This is a genomic window from Nodosilinea sp. FACHB-141 (assembly GCF_014696135.1).
Taxonomy (GTDB): domain Bacteria; phylum Cyanobacteriota; class Cyanobacteriia; order Phormidesmidales; family Phormidesmidaceae; genus Nodosilinea.
On the sequence record NZ_JACJPP010000007.1, the window covers coordinates 1 to 19,432 of the forward strand.

Genomic DNA, 19,432 nt, shown 5'->3' on the forward strand with positions numbered 1-19,432 from the left:
AGCCACTCATCGAGGGAAGCGGCTTCCCAGATGGGGTAGAAGTGCAGGCCGATGGCGTTTGACGAGGGCACAACGGCACCGGAGATGATGTTGTTGCCGTACATCAGAGAACCGGCAACAGGCTCACGGATGCCGTCAATATCGACCGCAGGAGCGGCGATAAAGGCGATCACAAAGCAGATGGTGGCGGTGAGCAGTGTAGGGATCATCAACACGCCGAACCAGCCTACATACAGGCGATTCTCGGTGCTGGTAATCCACTGACAAAACTGCTCCCAAGCTCCCGCATTATCGCGGGCGCGAAGAGAAGTAGTCATAGTAAGAGTCCAGTGAATAACAACGAAAAATGGATGATGAATGCGCCACTAGAGATCCAAGCCCAGAAGTAAAAAATATCTGTGGGAAGCTAAGGCCCCACACTAGACCTGGCATAGTGACTCACTTCTATGCAGTGTAAAGTTTCTCTTTTCTACAGAAAACGCTGAGAAAAGAAAGTTTATTTCGTTGCACAAAAGTAAATGGCTTAGCCCGGTGGCCAATCTAAGCTACGTCCGCCAAGCAGGTGCAAGTGCAAATGGAAAACAGTTTGTCCGCCGTCGTCGCCGGTGTTGATCACCACCCGATAGCCGTTCTCAGTCAAACCTGCTTGGTCGGCCACCTGCTTAATGGTTAGCAATAAATGTCCCAACAGTTCTTTATCCTCAGAGGTTGCATCCGACAACTTGGGGATGGGCTTTTTGGGGATGACCAAAATGTGGGTAGGAGCTTGGGGCGTGATGTCAGTAAAGGCTAGGCAGAGATCATCCTCATAGACAATATTGGCCGGAATCTCTTTGCGGATGATTTTGCCAAAGATAGTGTCGCCACTCATGGGAAAAGCTGGGCTAAAAGACGCCGCTATTGTCGCACGGGCCTGGGAGTGGTGGGGCGTCGTCTCAGCAGGGTTGCAGGGGCGTCGCGCCGATTAATTACAAACTTTCTGCGCTAGCGGTTTGACAGTGGGGCTGTGGAGAATCTTACCGTCGTAGCTAAAGCGGGAGCCGTGGCAGGGGCAATCCCAGCTTTTCTCGGCCTGATTCCATGCGACGATGCAGCCCAGGTGGGGGCACACAGCAGAAACGGTGTGCAGCTGATCGTTGTCATCTCGGTAGGCGGCGACTTTGGCTCCTTTGTGGGTGACAAGTTTGCCTTCTCCATGGTTGACGCTATCAGTGGAATCAAACAGGCCTTTGAAGCGATCGCCCATCCAGTGCGACCCGACATCCAAATTTTGCTGAACTGAGGTCTTGGTGACCAAGGGCGTCGGGCGAGTAGCGTCGTATAGGTCTGCCCAGGGGTGTCTATGGCCCAAAATGCTGTCCGCTAGCACTATACCTGCGAGCACTGACTTGGTCATGCCCCAGAGGCTAAACCCGGTGGCGACGTAGGTATGCTGGTGGGCCAAGGTGAGCTTGCCGATGTAGGGCAGCTTGTCGAAGGATTTATAGTCTTGGCTCGACCAGCGATAGGCGGGTTCGACCCCAAAGTGGTTGCGCAGAAAGTCTTCTAAACGCTGGTAACGTTCGTCGGTGGCGTCGTCTTGACCGACTTTATGGCCCTCACCGCCGACCAGCAGCAGTAGCCCGCCATCGTCGGTAGGGGTAGTGCGAATAGAGCGGTAGCCTTCGCCGACACCAATGTACATGCCCTGGGGAGCGCGGCTGGCGTCGATGTGCCCCCCAACCAGATAAGACCGCTGGGGATAGCTCTTGGCAAAGAAAAGCCCAATATCCAGAATGGACGGGTTGGTGGCAACCACCACGTCTTGAGCGATGACCGTAGGCCCATTTTGGGTGCTCACTCGGCCAGGGCCATCGTCTTTAACGGTGTCTACTCGGGTTTGCTCAAAGACGTGGCTGCCGTTACCGGGTAGGGTAGCTGCGATCGCCAACATAAACTTGCGCGGATGAAACTGCGCCTGATCGGGCAGCATGATCGCTCCTGTGACCGACAGAGGCAGGTCTACGCTCTCGATAAAGGTAGCGGAGAGACCCACGCTCTGGGCCGCTTCTAATTCATCTTTGATCTGTTCGAGCCCAGCCTGATCGGTAGCGAAGGTGTAGTTGGCTTTGCGTTCAAAGTCGCAGTCAATGTTTTCGGCGGCGATTAACTCGGATAGGTGGGCGATCGCAGCCTGGTTCGACTCTGCGTAGAGCCGTGCTTTCTCGCTGCCGTGCTGGTCAATTAAATCTGCATAGATCAGCTGTTGTAGGGCAGATACTTTAGCGGTGGTGTGGCCCGAGGTGCCTTGTCCAATGCGATCGGCCTCAATCAATGCCACGGTCTTTCCGGCTTGCTTAAGCAGCTTGGCAGTCATCACCCCCGCTAGCCCAGCACCCACTATCGCCACATCTACCGTCACATCCTGACTCAGGGCTGGGTAGGTAGAAGGCAATGTCGAATCAATCCAGTAAGAAACATGCCTGCCGGTGCGAGTCATAGCAGAAAACCAGGATTGGGGAGATCACTAATCTTCCTAAACTTCGCTGTTGCCCCCCTCACTCCTAAGGCAAGGATCGGACTGCGCCTTTCAATAGACGATTCTCTCCTTTGGCCAAAGTGACCAAGAGCGTATGACGGTTCCCACCGCTAAAACGCTTGCCGCAGCTGCCCTAGTAGCACCCGCAACTGCTCCAGATTGGCCGCATCTAGATGGTCAAAGCGCTCTTTGAGGTGAGCAATATGGGCTGGAAACACGTCCTCAAAGACCTGGTTTCCCTCAGGCGTCAGCTGCACAATGACGCTGCGTCGATTATCTGCGGGAGTCGATCGCTGCACTAGCTGCTTCTGCACTAAGCGATCGACTACCCCGGTCAGAGTGCCCTTGGTGATCAGCGTTTTTTCACCAATGTCACCCATGGTCATGCCCTGGGTGTTACCTAGGGTGGCGATGACATCAAACTGGGCGGGGGTCAGATCAAACTGCCGCACATGGGCGTCAGAGTAGGCCGAAAAGGCCTGGTAGGCCCGTGCCAGCTCCCGTATCACTGCAATAAATGGCTCTTGTGCAGCTTTAGCAGGTGAAGCAGAGGCCATCGGCAGCAACTCGTACAGTTCTAGTTAGATTAATTCTAACCTTGAGCTTCCTCTAAGCTGCGGTCTGGGCCAAAGTATTGAGGCACAAAGTTGCCATGCAGGCCGTAGGGCACATGATGGGGCAGCTTGAGCCGGGCCACAGGGTCAGCGGTAATGTCGCGCCCATCTAAAATCACCAGGTCAGAGCAGCCGCGATCGGCGTTATACATCAGCACCAGCACCCAGCCATCATCCTCCTCTTGACTCTGCGGACGGGGCACAAACAGCGGCTCGCCCATAAACCCGCGTGGGGCAGCGCTCCATAGCTGAGTTTCACCCGTGTGGGTGTCGAGCTTGAGCAGGGCTTGCAGCGGCGCGTTGCCCTCAGACCCATGGGCTGTCCCTATAAATAGATGTCGGTAGGGTCGACCCAGAACGTCGGGGTGCAGGGTGGGAAATTCCACACAGCGAGAAACCAGCGTATCGACCTGGGTGGTACCTGCCGCTATATCCACCGTAAAGCGCCAGAGCTGCCCAGCCGGAACATGGTCAAAGTCAACCTCAAGGTAGTCGCTGCCGTCTAGGGACGGGAAATTTTCGTAGCAAACGGAGTCGATAATCACCTGGCCGTCTTGTTCAAAGGCGTTGGCGTGGTGAAACACGAAGCAGGGGTCAGTCTCAATCACCTGCATGGGGTCGCCATTGCGGGGCACCAGCAGAATCTTGGTGGGCTGCTTGGGGTTGAAGCTAATGCATTCTGCCGCCCCTTTGAACCCGAGCAAGAAGGGCACTGGCCCAAAGCTCACCGGGTTTTGGAAGAAGATGGCATAGTTGGGGGTAATGGCAAAATCGTGGATGAAGGCGAAGCCAGGAATGCTGTGGCTGTACTGACTAAGGGCATTGCCCTCAGTATCGAGTTCGTAAAGAGTAATGGTGCTGGAGAGGCCAGTTTTAACCGAGAAACCCACCAGCCGCTGGTCACCGTGGTGGCCAGGGTCAACTTTAGGATGGGCCGTGAAGGAACCACCGGGGGCAATCAGGCCATTTAGATAGTCCAACCCCAGGGTGTCGAGGGTGGAGGGATCTAATCTATAGGGTTCGGCGGCTTCCCACAGGGCCAGCAGCTTGTCGGCCCAGTAGACAATGTTGGTGTTGGCGATGTTTTTGAGCTTCAGGTCAAAGGCATTGGCCAAGGGACCGCCGGGCTTCTGGGTGCCAAAGACGCCTCTGTAAAGCGGTTTCTGGGCCTGCTGCTCGGCTACATAGCCTTCTGTACGTACAAAGCGGTTGCGAAAGTAGGCCCGTCCATTCTGCATGGCAATGCTGCTGATCATGCCGTCGCCGTCGAAGGGGTGCTTGACGCGGTGGCCGTTGACCTCGAGCAGGCCAGGGCCGTTGCGAAACAGAGTGCCCTCTAGATCGGCAGGGATGGTGCCCTCAATATCGTCAATCCAGTAGCTGTATTCATGGGGTTGGGAGCGATAACCACCGCCCCAGTCTTCGAGGGAGAAGGTGGCGGCGGTGGGACGGGGTTGGGTCGCAGTCATAGTGGGGTAGTTGAGGAGTAAGGGAGATGGGGAAGACAAGGAGGTAAGGGAGATAGAGCGAAAACCGTGGGGTGCATCCGCGAAGCGATGCGAAACCTCGATCGGTCACTCTCGATCGCCCACGGTTACTGGGTGTTCAGTTACATGGGTTGAGAATAAACTTGTTGAACCCATGGGCGTATCTGCCGGGGGGAGACTTTCGGCATGTTCTTCACTGCGATCGCTCACTCCCTGAGAAGAGGTGTTGGGCAGCAAAAACAGCAGGGGCAGGGGCAGCAACGTGGTGAGATTGGTGATCAGCACCAGTTCCCACAGGTTGTCGAAGTTGGTCTCGGTGACGCTAAGCCAGTGGGTCAGCACCGCGCCCAGCTCGTGGGAGAGTAGCCCAGCTAGGTTGACCACCGACATCAGCAGCGCAAACAGGGTGGCCTCTACGCCGGGGGGGCAGAGCCGCGCCGAGAGCACTAACACCGGCATGAAGGCAATTTCGCCCATCACGGTGAGCACTAAACTGTCGCCGAGGCTAAACCACTCATCGCCAATGCCCAGGTTGCGGTTGGCGTGGGTGACCAGCAGCAGCATGCTCATGCCGAGCAGGCTAGAGAGCACTGTAGACCAGGCAAAAATGGTGCGAAAGGGCACTGTGCGCAAAAACCGCTGAAAGACCCAGATGCCAAGGAGGGCGGCCAGACTGGTAACCAACCGCACCCGGCCCAAAAACTCGGGCTGAAAGCCTAAATCGTTAGTCGTGAAGAAAAAGAAGGCGGCGTCGGCAGTGGGGGTGGCCTGCCACAGGAATAAGAACAGTGCGGGCATCCAGATCGCCCGCTGGCGAACGGCCTGCCAGAGCTGTTTGACCTGGTTGCCCACCACCGCCCAGCTGGGAGAATCTACCGGATCCTCAATGATGAGCACCGCCACCAATGACACAATCAGCGGAAAGGTGGCGGTGATGCCAAAGACGGCGCGGGTGCTGATGTGCTGAAGCAGCGCGCCGCCCAGGTAAGCGGTGAGAACTCCCCCTACCGCCGAGGTGCCCCAGGCAAGGGATTGCAGCGTGCCGGCGTTGCCGAGGGATTCGCCCCGGGCCCGTTCTACCACAAGGGAATCCACAATTACGTCGCTAACGGCAACGGAGAGGGAGCTGAGGGTGATGGCTGCGATCGCAGCCCATCCCGTCTGCACCACCGTCGCCAGCGCTAGCCAAGCTCCCGCACCCAACAGCCCAGAAAGGATGAGGTAGGGCCGCCGTCGGTAACCAAAAATCGGTAGTCCATCCGACAGCAGGCCAAACACGGGCTTGATCGTCCAAGGCAAGGTGGCGATACCGCTGAGGGCAGCTACCTCGGCAGGGGTGAGGCCTAGGTCATCTTTGAGAAAAAAGCTCACCGCTAGCCGCGCTAGGCCCAAGATGCCCTGTACGAAGTACACCAGCAAAATGGCGGCCAGTTCTGAGGTTAGGGGCTGGCCAAGCAGAAGGCGCTGCTCCACAAAACCTTTGATGCCGCTAGAAGTGGGGGAAGAAGCCGTCATGAATAAATCAGTCTTGCTAAATAATCGTGCTGAAATTTGTTAAGAAATGTCAATGGTTTTCCCATGATAACCCGCTGGCTGAGGGTGGGTAGGTCGGTGACCGTGCCAGAGTACCCTGGTGCTGGGGGCAGAATCTCTATGTAGAGGCCTGTGCAGAGGCCGATGTGCCTGACTCAGCGTTCGCCATGAACTTCTTCGTTGAGAAATGTAGACGGCACGGGCGAGGCTGTAGAAAAATTTTCGTAGGGTTGGTTTGGCGGCAATCGCTAGGGATGAGGCTTGACCTGCCTCCGCTATCGAGGAGAGTGTGACGTTGCTGCTTCGTCCCCATTTTCAGTCTGATGAGATGGCGCATTTTTCTCAATATTCAGGGATTTAGAGCCGATATTTGCCCTCAACTGCCCTTAGCCTTTGACCATTGACTCCCCTAGCGAATGCTGCAATAGTTGAGCGTAATTCTCGGGTACGCACCAAATCTGGGGTAGTCAACGGGTTTGCGAGATAGCATACGTCCGTTGTACCTATGGACTTGGTATATTTGCCTAGCCTCCCGTTCTTTGCCTCCCCCGTCAAACGATGCAGTATTCAGTCAAGCTTCTCGTTGCCGCACTGTTTGCCCTGAGCCCAGCCGCTCACCTAGAGCTGAGGAATTTTGCCCTGGCCCAGGTGGCCCAGAGCCCGGCCTTTTCGCTGCCTGGAACTGTGCCCTCGGGCACTACCCTCTCGATTCAGAGTTCCCCCAATTTGGGCTTTGCTGCCGATGCCCTCAAGCAGGAGTTTGAGGCGGCCTACGACGGTAGTGAAGTGGGCGTGGAAGTGACCAACAGCGATGGGGCGATCGCGGCGTTGATTGACGGTGATACTGACCTAGCAGCGATCGGGCGTCCCCTGACGGAGGAAGAGCAGGCGCAAGACTTAAATACGGTCGCCCTAGATCGAGCCAAAATTGCCATTATTATTGGTGCCGACAACCCCTTCGACGGCAACCTGACCTTTGAGCAGTTTGCTGGCATGTTTCGCGGCGACATTACCGACTGGGCTGAAGTCGGTGGAGAGCCTGGTCCAATTCGCTTTGTCGATCGCCCCGAAGACAGCGATACGCGACGTTCGCTCAGCCAGTACGACGTCTTTAGCGGCGCTTCGTTTGAGGCTGGCCCTACTACCGACACTGTGGCTGAAGATGACACGGCAGCAGTGATTCAGGCGTTGAACGATGACGGCATTAGCTATGCGATCGCCCCCCACGTCACCGATCAGCCGGCGGTCAAAATCGTGCCCATGCACCAGACCCTGCCCGATGACCCCCGCTATCCCTATTCGCAACCCCGCTACTTTGTCTATAAAGGTGAACCTAGCCCAGCAGTAGCTGCCTTTTTGGGCTACGCCACCTCCTCCACCGGGCAATCGGCCCTAGCTGCGGCTCAGGTTGCTGAGGTGGGAGAGGTGGCGGCAGGGGTAACTGCCCCAGGCTCCCCCGCTGCCGAAGAAACCCCAGCGGCGGCTCCTGCCGCTGGTGAGACAGACACCGCTGCCGAGGCCCCAGCCGAAGCGGCCCCGGTAGCCGACAACAACGCTGGATTTCCCTGGTGGTGGCTGCTGCTGCCTTTAGCGGCTCTGGGTGGGTTAGCCTGGGCGATCGGTCGCAGTAGACGCGGGTTAACACCAGGCCCTGGCATCCCTGTGGATGCTCCTCCTACTGCCGAACATCCCCTTCCCACCCCAATCGATCCTGCCGTTGCTGCTTCCCCGGTTGACCCGGTTGTAGTGCCGCCTGTCGTAGTAGATGAGCCTGTAGCCGCTGCTATGCCAGAGGGGCCCGCGCCGGTTGTCGATCTTCCTGAACCTGCTCCGATCGTGCCACCTGTACCTGAGCCTGAAATTGTCGTTGTAGATGAAGTGCCCGCTGCTCCCGAACCGGCAGTAATCCCCCCGGAGCCTGAACCGGCTATGCCCGCTGCTGTCCCCGTGACGCTGGGGCTCGCAGCCTTGGCTGCTGGGGCCGCTGCGTCAGAAGCGCCCGCGCCGGTTGTTGATCTTCCCGAACCTGCTCCGGTCGAGCCGCCTGTACCTGAGCCTGAAATTGTCGTTGTAGATGAAGTGCCCGCTGCCCCCGGACCGGCAGTAGCCCCCCCAGAGCCTGAACCGGTCGTACCTGCTGCTGTCCCCGTGACGCTGGGGCTCGCAGGTTTGGCTGCCGGGGCCGCAGCATCTTTGGCCAGTACTGAAGATCAGTCTGCCGTTGAGGCCAGCAAATATAACGTGATCGGTCGACCCGCTGAAGGCGATATAGATCTGTCTACTATTGATGACGGTCTGCCACCCTTGCCCGACGGCTATGGCGAAAGCCGCATTGTGCTAATGCCCCGTGATCCGCAGTGGGCCTACGCCTACTGGGATACACCCAATTCTCGTAAAGAAGAGCTGCGCCGTCAGGGGGGCGAACATTTGGCCCTGCGGTTGTATGATGTCACCGGCATCAATTTGGATAGCCAGGCTCCCCACAGTCTGCAACAGGTGGGCTGCGACGAACTGGCCCGCGAGTGGTACATGCAGATTCCGGTGAGCGATCGCGACTACCAAGTCGAGATTGGCTACCTGACGGGCGATGGCCACTGGCTGGTGCTGGCCCGATCTAACACCATTCGCGTGCCCCCCGTTTATCCCTCCGACTGGACGGAAGAACATTTCCTCACCGTCATCTGGGACGAAAATCTGCGCGGCAAGACCATCATGACGCTGGTCGATCCTCGCGTTGAGAGGGCTGATGCCGGTGCGCTGCATGCCCAGCTCTATTCTTTGGCCCAGGGTGGGGAAGCTCTGCGTGTGGATGGCTCTTTGTTTGGCTCGATGCAGCATGTGGCTGGGTCTATGGCACCGCCCATTAGCTCTTACATCTTCCCGTCCGGGGCGGGGTTGGGCGCGGCGGCAATGGGGCCTGGTCCGACGATGTCTGGGATGTCAGGCTTCACCCTCTCTGGCTTCCCGGGGCAAATGGCAGAATTTCCTGGCCTGACAATGTCGGGCATTGGTAGTCTCACCATGTCAGGGATTGCGGGTCTGACCATGTCTGGGGTGGGCTTCTCGGCCTCGGCGCCACCCATCCGGCCCCGCAAGTTTTGGCTAGTGGCCGATGCTGAACTGATTGTCTACGGTGCCACGGAACCCGATGCCACCGTAACCGTGGCAGGCAACCCCATTCAGCTCAGCGAAGAAGGCACCTTCCGGTTCCAAATCTCCTTCCAGGATGGCACCGTTGAATACCCGATTATGGCAGTGGCGGCCGATAGCGAGCAGAGCCGCAACATTCACATGACCTTTGAGCGCCAGACCCCTGAGCGACGCACCAATACTAAGGACGAAGCCCAGGAAGAGTGGCCGAATTTATAGTTTTGGGGTGAATAGAGGGCTGACGTGGGGAGGGGCCTAGGGTCTAGGGCTGCCCCTTAGACCCTGGACCCTGAACCTTGCACCCCTTAAAGCACTCTCCCTGATGCGCTGCGGGGAAGGTATTGACCCATGCCCGATCGCCCCAGCCACTCATTCCCATCGACAATGCACTGGCCGCGCAGAAAGACCTTTTTGACTTTGCCCGTCACTTCGCGTCCCTCAAACAGCGAGTAATCTACCAGGGAGTGGTGGGTGCTGGCGCTGAGGGTGTGGGTTTCGTTGGGGTCAAACAGCACCAAGTCGGCGTCGCTGCCGACGGCGATCGTGCCCTTCTGGGGAAATAGGCCAAACATTTTGGCCGGGGCGGTGGCGGTGAGCTGCACAAAGCGGTTGAGGTTGATGCGTCCGGCTCTGACTCCACCGTCGTAGAGTAGTGTCAGGCGCAGTTCTACCCCAGGGGCACCGTTGGGGATGCGGTTGAAATTATCCCGACCGAACTGCTTTGACTTGAGAATCCCGAGGGGGTTCTCGTTCATGCAGAAAGGGCAGTGGTCGGTGGCCACCAGCTGAAGGTCATCGAATTGGAGCCCCCGCCACAGGGCATGTTGGCAGTCGTGATTCCTTAAGGGTGGAGTCATCACGTATTTTGCCGCCTCAAAGCCGGGAGCGTCGTACTCCGACTCATCGAGAAAGAGGTAGTGAGGACAGGTTTCGGCAAAGGCATGAATGCCGCGATCGCGCGCTTCCACTACTGCCTCCAAGGCTTCCTTTGCCGACAGGTGCACAATATACACCGGCACCTCCGCCAGCTCTGCAATGCGAATCACCCGGTGGGCGGCTTCCCCTTCCATTAGGCTGGGGCGGGTGAGCTGATGGTATTTGGGCGAAGTGTTGCCCTGCTCTAGCGCCTCTTCAATCAGCGCTTGAATCACCACCCCATTCTCAGCATGGAGGTTGACCATGCCGCCGTGATCGCCCGTGCGGCGCATGGTTCTAAAGATATCGGCGTCGTCAACCATCAGCACGCCGGGGTAGGCCATGTAGAGCTTGAAGCTAGACACCCCATCCTGGTTGATCAGGTCGGGGAGCTCTGCTAAAGAGCCAGGGTTGATGTCGGTGAGAATAACGTGAAAGGCGTAGTCAACGCAGCACTGGGGTTCGGCTGCCGCCAAGCGTCTATCTAAAGCCGCCTTGGGGCTGTCGTTATGGAACTGCTGAGCGAAGTCGATGATGGTGGTGGTGCCACCAAAGGCAGCCGATCGCGTCCCCGTTTCAAAGGTGTCGCAGGTGTAGACATCGTTACCCATGGGGGTTTCCATGTGCACATGGGCGTCAATGCCGCCGGGTAGGACTAGCAAACCGGCGGCATTGTGACATTCAGCATTCTCTACTGAGAGCTGGCGGCCAATGGCCTCAATGCGGCCATCTTGAATGAGGATGTCACCCTGGTAGTCGTCTACCGCTGTGACAATGCGACCACCCTGAATCAATACCGATGTCATAGCAAGCCTTTGCAGCGAAACGGCTGGCCAAGTGGCCCAATTGCCCATTCCCTCAGGGGAAGCGCAATGTTGCTATGACTATAGTGAGTGACCTAATGTTTGCCCATTAAATAAATGTGCAGTTGTAGGGGGAGGAAGGTTCCAGGTTTAGGGTTTAGGTATGACGAGCCACCGTGAACCTTATATCTTGCACCTTGCACCATAAACCCCAGATCCCTAGTTGCGATAGTGCAACTCTTCGAGCCAGGTGCGCAGCTCGTCGGCAGAAGCGTGGTCGATCGCCATCTGGGTAATGGGGTCGTAAGCATTCCATAGGATTTGGCCAGAGGTATCGCTGGCTTTCCACACGCGGGGTTCAGTGGTGGCTTCGAGGTGAGCCAGCAGGTTTTGCCAGAGGATACCGAGTTGGGCAACCAGGCCAGTGGTGTTGCCATTGTGAATCGGCCAATAGCTGCTATTCATAGGTAGATCTCCTTTAGTGTTGCGTCGAGGGTTTTTCACCCACAACCTGAGAATAGATTTCTGTATCTAAAATTACAAAAGCTTTCTGTCATGGTAGGTATGAATAACTTTCATGGGCGATTCGCGGAGCGTAAAGCCTGTGGCATCAAGAAACGGGAACCGACTCGGAACGAGTATCTGTTCCGGAATCGCTTGCCAGAGCGATGCATATGCTCTCCATGTAGAATTGTCAAAAGCTGATATTTTCAAAAAACAGTAGCGTATTATACAAATATCAAGATAATCGTTCATCTCCCCTTGACGTTTACTGGGTGCATTCCCCCTCAGGCACCCCAGATGGGAGACGGAAGTAGGGACACTCCCGAAGGAACGCGCCTCACTACGCATCGCTTCTAGGAGGCGACATTATGAAACTCACCTATCGCGGCCACAGCTACGACGCTCCATCTCAGCCCGCGCCCAAAGTGGGCGAAACCATCGACACCGGCAACTATCGAGGTGCTCCAGTGGCATTTGAGGCTTTGGCCGAACTGCCTGCTCAGCCCGCTGCCGATTTGACCTGGCGTGGTGTATCCCATCGCACGGGTATTGCTGCTCCGGTGGCAGCGATTGCCCCGGTGGTCATAGCCGCAGAGCTGCCAGCGGTTGCCGCTAGCCTCGTTGCCCCTGCGGTGGAATCTGAAGCCACGCCTGTTAATATCTCTGATCTAGCCCGTAACCTGTTTATTCGCCGTCACCAGCGCAGCCGTCGCCGCGAACAGGGGATGATGGTGCGCCTAGCGGCCGAGGTCGGCATCTCTGTAGAAGACGCGGCTCACTACGAAAGCCACATTCAAGGCAAAATGCCCCACGATTTCTCCGGTTACGATCGCGGCTCAGCCGCCATGAGCTAGCTTCGAAACGATACGGCAGATGGCCCGGTGCTCTGGCACTCCGGGCCATTTTTTTGTGCCAGGGCGTAGATCTCTACCCACTCTTGTTGGGTTAGAGGTTGGGCAATGAGCTGGCAATTAAAGCAATCCTCGGCCGCCTGGGTGAGCGATTCAATAATTTTGGAGATGGTCAACCCCTGTCGCACGGCGAGCTCGGCCTGATTCGCTGGCCGTGCTGGCGTTTGAAACACCTGCTGCCACAGCTCGGCATCGGTCATCAGTCCCATCGAGCCATGCTGAAGTAGGCAGGAACCGCGCCGCAGCTGGGCGCTGCCGATCACCTTGATGCCTTGAGCATCGACCAAATCGGCACTAGTGGCCAAGGCAAAGCAGTTGTGTGAACGACTGTACTCTCTACTGGGCTGCCCAAACTTGAGGGATACCCCCAGCTTTGCCCAGCCCGCGATTAAGAACTGGCAGAGAAATCTATAGGCTTGGTCGCGGCTTCCAGCAATGTGAGAAGTCACTAAGCCATAGGTCAAATCGCCTTGGTGCAGCACTCCGCGTCCGCCGGTCGGGCGCTGCACCAGCGCTACCGGCTGCCCTTGCCAGACAAGACTTTGCCAATGGTCAGGCATTTGTCGCCTCTGGCTCGCTCCTAGGGAAATCGCTGCCGGATTCCAGGTGTAGAACCGCAGAGTGGGCGGATGCCCCTGGTGCTGATGCTGATCGAGCAGCCAGGCATCGATCGCCATCTGCACTGCGCCAGGAGCATCCATCAGTGGAATCAGCCGCCAAGTCACCTGACTCAAGGCGCTTCCCCAGCGTGATAAGAGCTGCGCACCAACGGTCCAGAGCGCACGTGCTCGAATCCGAGTTCTTGGGCAATTTCTCCTAACTGGGTGAACTCTTCAGGAGTCCAGTAGCGATCGACCGGGCGATGATCGAGGGAGGGGCGCATGTATTGGCCGATAGTGATGCGATCGCACCCCACCTCGCGCAAATCTTGCATCGCCTCAATCAGTTCTGCCTCGGTTTCGCCGTGGCCCACCATCAGTCCCGACTTAGTCGGCATGCTGGGGTCGAACGCTTTAACTAGGGATAGAACGCGGAGGGAGCGATCGTACTTAGCCCCGCGCCGCACTGGGTCTTGCAGTCGCCGCACAGTTTCGAGATTGTGATTGTAGCAGGCGGGCTTGGCAGCCACTACGGTCTGAACGCGATCGGTCTGCCCCGCATCCCGTGAGGTGCCGCCCCAAAAGTCTGGCGTCAACACTTCGATTTCAGTCCCCGGATTCTCCTGGCGAATGGTGTGCATCACGGTGGCGAACCAGCTAGCCCCGTGGTCGGGTAAATCATCCCGCGCTACCGCAGTCAGCACCACATAGCGCAGGCCCAGCAGGCGCACGGATTCCGCCACTTTCTCAGGTTCGTGGGGGTCGAGGGTCATGGGCGCGTGGCCCTTTTCCACCTGGCAAAACGAGCAGGCGCGGGTGCACACCGACCCCATCAGCAAAAAGGTGGCGGTGCGATTGGCGTAGCACTCGCCTCGGTTGGGGCAGCGGCCCTCCTCGCAAATGGTGTGAATTTGCCGCTCTTTGACAATGCGCTGCACTGCCGAAATATCGCTGGCGTTGCCGATAGGGCGACGCAGCCAGTCGGGCATGCGCTCTAGCTCAGCCCTAAGCTGCTGCCGTGAATTGGTTATAGAAGTCATGAGCCACCGTAGGGTGGGCACTGCCCACCAGGTTTACGTTAGAAATTACCGCTTACTGGATTCTATCGCGGGTGATTTCTACCGCCACCTGACCGGTGTAGTCAGGGATGGGCGGCGTGAGCTTGGTAACTTTGACCATGACCCGTTGCAGACGCGCATCAGAGTCGAGCGCTAGGGTAGCGATCGCCCCCGCCAGCCGCTCAATTAGCGCAAACTTTGCTTCGCGAATGATTTGCTGGGTGCCGTTGATCACGGTGCGGTAGTCGTGGGTGTCGGCGAGGCGATCGCTCTGGGTAGCCTCAGCCAAATTCAAATACAGGGTGAGGTCGGCCTGAAACCACTGGCCCAGCACGTTCTCTTCGGGCAGCGCCCCCGTGTAGCCGTAGGCGCGAATATTGCTTAAGTGAATGGCATCCATAAAGTACGAGATTTTTGATTGAGAGATGAACGTTGCCTTTGCTCCACTCAGATATTTGGTGCAACATGCCAACTAAAACCCCCCTTATTTAGGAAGGGCAGAGGAGATCTCTAAAGAGACCGTTGACCACTGCCCTCCTAAATAAGGGGGGCGGGAGATTTGGAGATGTGTCTTACCGAACGGCGTTGAGCTACTTGAGCCAACCTTTGAGGCGGGCAGCCACTTGGGGCCGCCGCAGCTTGCGCATAGCTTTGGTTTGAATCTGGCGCACCCGCTCTCGAGAGAGGTTGAAGATGCCGCCCACCTCTTCAAGGGTGTGGGTTTCGCCAGTAGCCAGTCCATAGCGCAGCGTAATGATATCTTTTTCGCGTTCGGTCAGCACCTCGCCCAGCACGCTGGTAATTTCCTGGCGCATCATATTTTCGCTAATTTTAGACTCCGGTGTTTGGGTGCTGCTGTCTTCGAGCAGCTCCATCAATTCGGTGTCTTCGCCTTTGCCAACGCGGTGGTTTAAGGAGAGCGATCGCCGCCGCACCTGCTGCAAACTTCTCAGTTGATCGACCGTTACGTCGAGGGCATCAGCCAGTTCTTGCTCGCTGGGGTTACGCTGCAAATCGCGCCGCAGATCGCGGTGAGCTTTCTTCAGCTTGTTCAACTTTTCCACAATATGGATCGGCAGGCGAATCGTGCGGGCATCGTTAGCGATGGTGCGAGTAATGCCCTGGCGAATCCACCAGTAGGCGTAGGTCGAAAATTTGTAGCCCTTGTCGGGATCAAATTTTTCGGTGGCGCGGTTTAATCCCAGCGCTCCTTCTTGAATTAGATCGAGAAAAGGCACTCCTCGGTTTAAATAGCGCTTGGCGATCGACACCACCAACCGCAGGTTAGAGCGAATCATTCTCCGCTTGGCAGTTCTACCTTCGTGGAGCTTTTGGGTGAACTCCGCTTCGCTGATCTTTAGTTTCTCAACTAGTTCTTGTCGGTTGGGTTTACGACCCAACTCTTTTTGCAGTTTTTCACTGGCGGCTTCGACCTTAGATAAGAAGCGTACCTGCCGGGCAAGCTCAATTTCTTCGCTCGGCTTTAGCAGTGGGTAGCGCGCCATTTCCTTAAAGAAAGCCCCAACGGCATCGTCGGTAATGGTTTTGCTGTAGCCCGACAGCCCCATCTCTGACATGGCCTCTGACTGAGAGAACTTTGCCAGAACCTCCCGATCTTCGTCCCAGGCCGTAAGGTCTGGGGTGATTTGGCTATCAGCGGCAGACACCTTTTCTGCCACCCGATTTAAGTCGGTGTCGAACCCATCCATGGGTTCATCGGCCCAAGCAATAGAACTGTCTCTGTCGGAGTTATATGTAGTGGCCATGGGGTAAATAAAACTGTATACCTACGGGTCGAAGCATGCAGATTGAAGGCATGTATATTCGGGTTGCCCTGCCAATGACAACCTCTGACAAAACGCTTGATCCCGGAACTGGATCTTTAGACTTATTTTGTGAGTCCACAATACGGATTATTTTGTGAATTCCCAGGCAATGTAACATTTCTTTGGCAACTTGCGTAGTGTAACAGCCAATCCAAAAAATGGACCGAAAATTTAAGGGTAACCTCAAAGATTTTTTGCTATCCTCGGACACTTTGCCTTGCTATTGATTGCCGTCTAAGGATAGAGGCAGGTATCCAGGGTTGAGGCAGATTGCTGTTGCTCTCGATTTAGAGATCTATATTTTTTCTTCTATATGGTTCGGCTCCGTTTTCAACAGATTGTGGAAAGTTTTCAACAGATTGTGGAAAACTTTCCACAGATTGCATTCTGTTGAAAACTAACGGGCTTGAGTGTTTAAACCTGATTCGAGTCTGGCTGAGGATTGTGATCTGTAGGAACTCTAATCGATGCCAACTTGAATTGGGGATAGACAGCGCTCAGCGCTGAGGCTACTCACGCTATTGATAATCTTGAGTGGTGGATTGCGTCTGCCAGTACTGTTGCCTCAAGCGGTGCGGTCACACCCCAAAATGAGATGTTGTTGGTCGGTGGAAAGGTTGTCAATCAGTCTTCAGTCAGCTGGTCAAACAACCTCTTACACTGGCAGAGGTAACGTAGGTGGTGTAAAACACGTGGGCCTTGGTGAGAGTGGACCCCAGCCTCAGTGGGTCAACGTTTTGGTGGACTATGGCGGCCAGCCCGCAGAATATACTTACGCAGTGCCTGCTTCATTAGAGGTGCAGGTGGGTGACATCTTAACGGTGCCCTTTCGTCATCAAAGCATTGGCGCGATCGCCCTTTCCCTTTCCCTAACTCCTCCAGCCAACTTGGTGGCCCACCAGATTAGATCTGTAGAGGGCGTGGTTGAACAGCGGTTTTTCGCCCCGCCCTACTGGGTGTTGTTGCAGCGAGTGGCTCACTACTACCAAGTGCCGCTGATGCAGGTGCTCAAGACAGCGCTGCCGCCAGGGTTGCTAGCGAAATCTCAGCGACGGCTGCGGTTGCAGCGCGATCGCCTGCCCCAGCTTCCCTTAGCGCCAGGGCTGAAGGAGCTAGTGGAAGATCTCCAGCGATCGCCCACGGGAGACTACACCTGGCCCTATCTACAAAAACGCGGTCATAGCTATCGAACCCTGCAACAGCTTATCCAGTCGGGCTGGGCTGAGTCTTACCTAGCACCGCCCCAGCCGCCCCAAGCCAAGCGCCGCCAGGCAATTACCCTGGTCTGCGGCGACATCCTACCCCCCAATTTGACAGCCCGTCAGCAAGAGATCATTGCTACCCTGCGCCGCCAGGGCGGCGATCTGTGGCTCAGCGATGCCCTGCAATTGTGCCAAACCACCAGCCCTACCCTGAAGCGATTGGCTCAGATAGGCTGTTTAGTCATCGAGCCGCGCGAGCAGCTGCGGGCCGAAACCGGGCCAGTGCTGCTGCCCGACCAGCCCAAGCCCCTCACTCACTACCAGGCTCAGGTGCTCGCTCCTCTTAATAAGAGTCAGCAGGGAAGTCAGTTTCTGCTGCACGGAGTAACGGGGTCAGGAAAGACCGAGGTTTATTTGCAAGCGATCGCCCCTCGCCTTGCTGCTGGACAGTCGGCTCTGGTGCTGGTGCCCGAGATTGGCCTCACCCCCCAGCTCACCGATCGCTTTCGCCGTCGCTTTGGCGATCAGGTATGGGTCTACCACAGCAACCTGGCTGATGGCGAGCGCTACGACACCTGGCGGCAGAGTCTCAGGCCGTCTAAACCTCTGGTGATTGTGGGCACCCGTTCTGCCATCTTTATGCCCCTGCCCAACCTGGGCCTGATCATTCTCGACGAAGAACATGACAGCAGCTATAAGCAAGACGTGCCCCCCTGCTACCACGCCCGTACCGTCGCCCGCTGGCGAGCTGAGTTAGAAAACTGCCCCCTAGTACTCGGTTCCGCTACGCCCTCTCTCGATACCTGGGTGCAGTGTCAGGGGTTGGGCGAGGAGATGTTTGACGCAGCGATACTAATAGATCGGGAAATGGCCGTATCTCAAACGAAGACGCTAGATGACCGCCAAATTCCAACCTTGGCAGGTGTTGAGACTTCGATTGCCTCCAGCTTTGGCGGGCTTGGAGAGCGCCCTGCCTTAGCATCCAGTCAGACTATGCGTGCCGCCAACTCTCAACCAAAAGAATCCCTGCCCTGGACGTATCTTTCGCTGCCAGAGCGGGTGCAGGCCCAGCCGCTGCCCACTGTAAACGTTGTGGATATGCGCGACGAGCTGCAAGACGGCAACCGCAGCATTCTCAGCCGATCGCTACAAACCGCTTTGGCCACCATGAAAGCCGAGGGCAACCAGGGATTGTTGTTCATCCATCGGCGAGGGCACAGCAGTTTTGTGTCGTGCCGCAGCTGTGGCTATGTGATGATGTGCCCCCACTGCGATGTGTCGCTGTCGTACCACCAGCCAGGGGCAAACAGCGCCATGACCCTGCGCTGCCACTACTGCAACTATAGCCAGAACCATCCTAAACATTGCCCGGCCTGTAGCTCACCCTACCTCAAGCACTTTGGCAGCGGCACCCAACGGGTAGTTAATGCTCTGGCCGAAACCTTTCCAGAGCTCAGCTGCATTCGCTTCGACAGCGACACTACCCGCACCAAAGGGGCTCATCGTGCGCTGCTTACTCGCTTTGCCGAAGGCGGAGCCGACCTGCTGGTGGGCACCCAAATGCTGACTAAGGGCATCGATCTGCCCCAGGTCACCTTGGTTGGCATCATCGCCGCTGACGGACTCCTATATATGAATGATTATTGGGCCAGCGAGCGAGCGCTGCAAATGCTAATTCAGGTGGCGGGGCGGGCGGGGCGCGGCACCCAACCAGGGCAGGTCTTTTTACAGACCTACACCCCCGATCATCCGGTGGTAGAAGCGGTTACTCGCCACGCTTATGAGGGATTTATCGTTGCTGAGTGGGCGCAACGACAGTTGTTGCAGTACCCGCCTGCCGGGCAGATGGTGCTACTGCGGCTCAGTAGTACCGACCCTGACGCGGTGCAACAGACAGCTGATATTTTGGCTCAGCAGGTGACTCAGATGCTGGCCGGGTCGTCTTATCAACTGCTGGGGCCAGCGCCAGCACCAATTCCACGCGTGGCTCGCCGCTACCGTTGGCATCTGGTCGTTAAAGGTCCTCTGAATGAGCCTTTACCTAACCTACAAGACCTGAAACGCCATTGCCCCAGTCAGGTGAGCCTCACTATTGATGTTGATCCGCTAAACTTGGCCTAAATTTTGACCTTAAGGATCCTAAAAGATATTTTCTGCCGAGAACTTTGTTACCATTGCTAACCCCTGTAACGACGGGTAACGATACGTCAAACGCCTTTGCAGGGCCCTTAGGCTGTGATAATTTAGATATATCGAAAACAACTGAATACCCCGCAAGCCTAACTCGGTTAACAGCCTTTACCAGCTGGTGC

General features: G+C 56.6%; 13 protein-coding genes, 3 pseudogenes and 1 riboswitch. Of the genes and pseudogenes, 4 read left to right on the forward strand and 12 right to left on the reverse strand.

All coding sequences use genetic code 11. The features are described from left to right. From H6F59_RS03545 to H6F59_RS03570, 6 genes and pseudogenes are all read right to left on the reverse strand, one after another. Positions 1-317: pseudogene (locus H6F59_RS03545) on the reverse strand (photosystem II q(b) protein); the annotation flags it as partial. 206 nt (positions 318-523) lie between these two features. Further along, entirely contained in the window at positions 524-871 is a 348-nt protein-coding gene (locus H6F59_RS03550; protein WP_190521546.1) for a histidine triad nucleotide-binding protein, read from the reverse strand. Between the two features lie 93 nt (positions 872-964). Further along, positions 965-2,479, reverse strand: coding sequence for an FAD-dependent oxidoreductase (locus tag H6F59_RS03555; protein WP_190695224.1), 1,515 nt, complete (start codon positions 2,477-2,479; stop codon positions 965-967). A 149-nt stretch (positions 2,480-2,628) separates the two neighbouring features. Then, entirely contained in the window at positions 2,629-3,075 is a 447-nt protein-coding gene (locus H6F59_RS03560; protein WP_190695226.1) for a MarR family winged helix-turn-helix transcriptional regulator, read from the reverse strand. Positions 3,076-3,110: 35 nt separating this feature from the next. Continuing rightward, positions 3,111-4,601, reverse strand: a complete 1,491-nt coding sequence (locus H6F59_RS03565; protein WP_190695228.1) for a carotenoid oxygenase family protein — start codon at positions 4,599-4,601, stop codon at positions 3,111-3,113. Between the two features lie 105 nt (positions 4,602-4,706). Further along, the gene (locus H6F59_RS03570) at positions 4,707-6,134 is read right to left on the reverse strand and encodes a folate/biopterin family MFS transporter (RefSeq protein ID WP_190695231.1); all 1,428 of its coding nucleotides are present in this window, start codon (positions 6,132-6,134) and stop codon (positions 4,707-4,709) included. Between the two features lie 576 nt (positions 6,135-6,710). Between H6F59_RS03570 and H6F59_RS27535 the strand changes: the two are divergent. Continuing rightward, a pseudogene (locus H6F59_RS27535) lies at positions 6,711-7,517 on the forward strand (substrate-binding domain-containing protein); the annotation flags it as partial. A gap of 840 nt (positions 7,518-8,357) precedes the next feature. Next, a pseudogene (locus H6F59_RS27540) lies at positions 8,358-9,521 on the forward strand (DUF4912 domain-containing protein); the annotation flags it as partial. Between the two features lie 86 nt (positions 9,522-9,607). On the opposite strand, the gene hydA reads toward H6F59_RS27540, so the two are convergent. Further along, positions 9,608-11,023: a dihydropyrimidinase gene (gene hydA / locus H6F59_RS03580; RefSeq protein WP_190695234.1), complete on the reverse strand. Its 1,416-nt coding sequence runs from the start codon at positions 11,021-11,023 to the stop codon at positions 9,608-9,610. A gap of 216 nt (positions 11,024-11,239) precedes the next feature. Then, positions 11,240-11,485: a hypothetical protein gene (locus tag H6F59_RS03585; protein ID WP_190695237.1), complete on the reverse strand. Its 246-nt coding sequence runs from the start codon at positions 11,483-11,485 to the stop codon at positions 11,240-11,242. A 282-nt stretch (positions 11,486-11,767) separates the two neighbouring features. Continuing rightward, a riboswitch (Glutamine riboswitch) is annotated at positions 11,768-11,861 on the forward strand. A 31-nt stretch (positions 11,862-11,892) separates the two neighbouring features. Here H6F59_RS03585 and H6F59_RS03590 point away from each other — a divergent pair. Beyond that, a complete protein-coding gene (locus tag H6F59_RS03590; RefSeq protein WP_190695238.1) occupies positions 11,893-12,378 on the forward strand; it encodes a DUF4278 domain-containing protein in 486 nt (161 codons plus the stop codon). On the opposite strand, the gene H6F59_RS03595 is transcribed toward H6F59_RS03590, so the two are convergent. The 4 genes from H6F59_RS03595 to H6F59_RS03610 all read right to left on the reverse strand — a co-directional run bounded on the left by H6F59_RS03595 (position 12,375) and on the right by H6F59_RS03610 (position 15,858). Continuing rightward, positions 12,375-13,136 (reverse strand): lipoate--protein ligase family protein, encoded by a 762-nt coding sequence (locus tag H6F59_RS03595; RefSeq protein WP_190697112.1) that lies wholly within the window; start codon positions 13,134-13,136, stop codon positions 12,375-12,377. The genes H6F59_RS03590 and H6F59_RS03595 overlap by 4 nt on opposite strands. 29 nt (positions 13,137-13,165) lie before the next feature. Beyond that, positions 13,166-14,074, reverse strand: coding sequence for a lipoyl synthase (lipA, locus tag H6F59_RS03600; RefSeq protein WP_190695240.1), 909 nt, complete (start codon positions 14,072-14,074; stop codon positions 13,166-13,168). A 52-nt stretch (positions 14,075-14,126) separates the two neighbouring features. Beyond that, positions 14,127-14,492: a dihydroneopterin aldolase gene (gene folB, locus H6F59_RS03605; protein ID WP_190695242.1), complete on the reverse strand. Its 366-nt coding sequence runs from the start codon at positions 14,490-14,492 to the stop codon at positions 14,127-14,129. A gap of 190 nt (positions 14,493-14,682) precedes the next feature. Then, the gene (locus H6F59_RS03610; RefSeq protein WP_190695244.1) at positions 14,683-15,858 is read right to left on the reverse strand and encodes an RNA polymerase sigma factor, RpoD/SigA family; all 1,176 of its coding nucleotides are present in this window, start codon (positions 15,856-15,858) and stop codon (positions 14,683-14,685) included. A 752-nt stretch (positions 15,859-16,610) separates the two neighbouring features. Here H6F59_RS03610 and priA point away from each other — a divergent pair. Next, positions 16,611-19,241, forward strand: coding sequence for a primosomal protein N' (gene priA, locus H6F59_RS03615; protein ID WP_190695246.1), 2,631 nt, complete (start codon positions 16,611-16,613; stop codon positions 19,239-19,241). Positions 19,242-19,432: the final 191 nt, after the last annotated feature.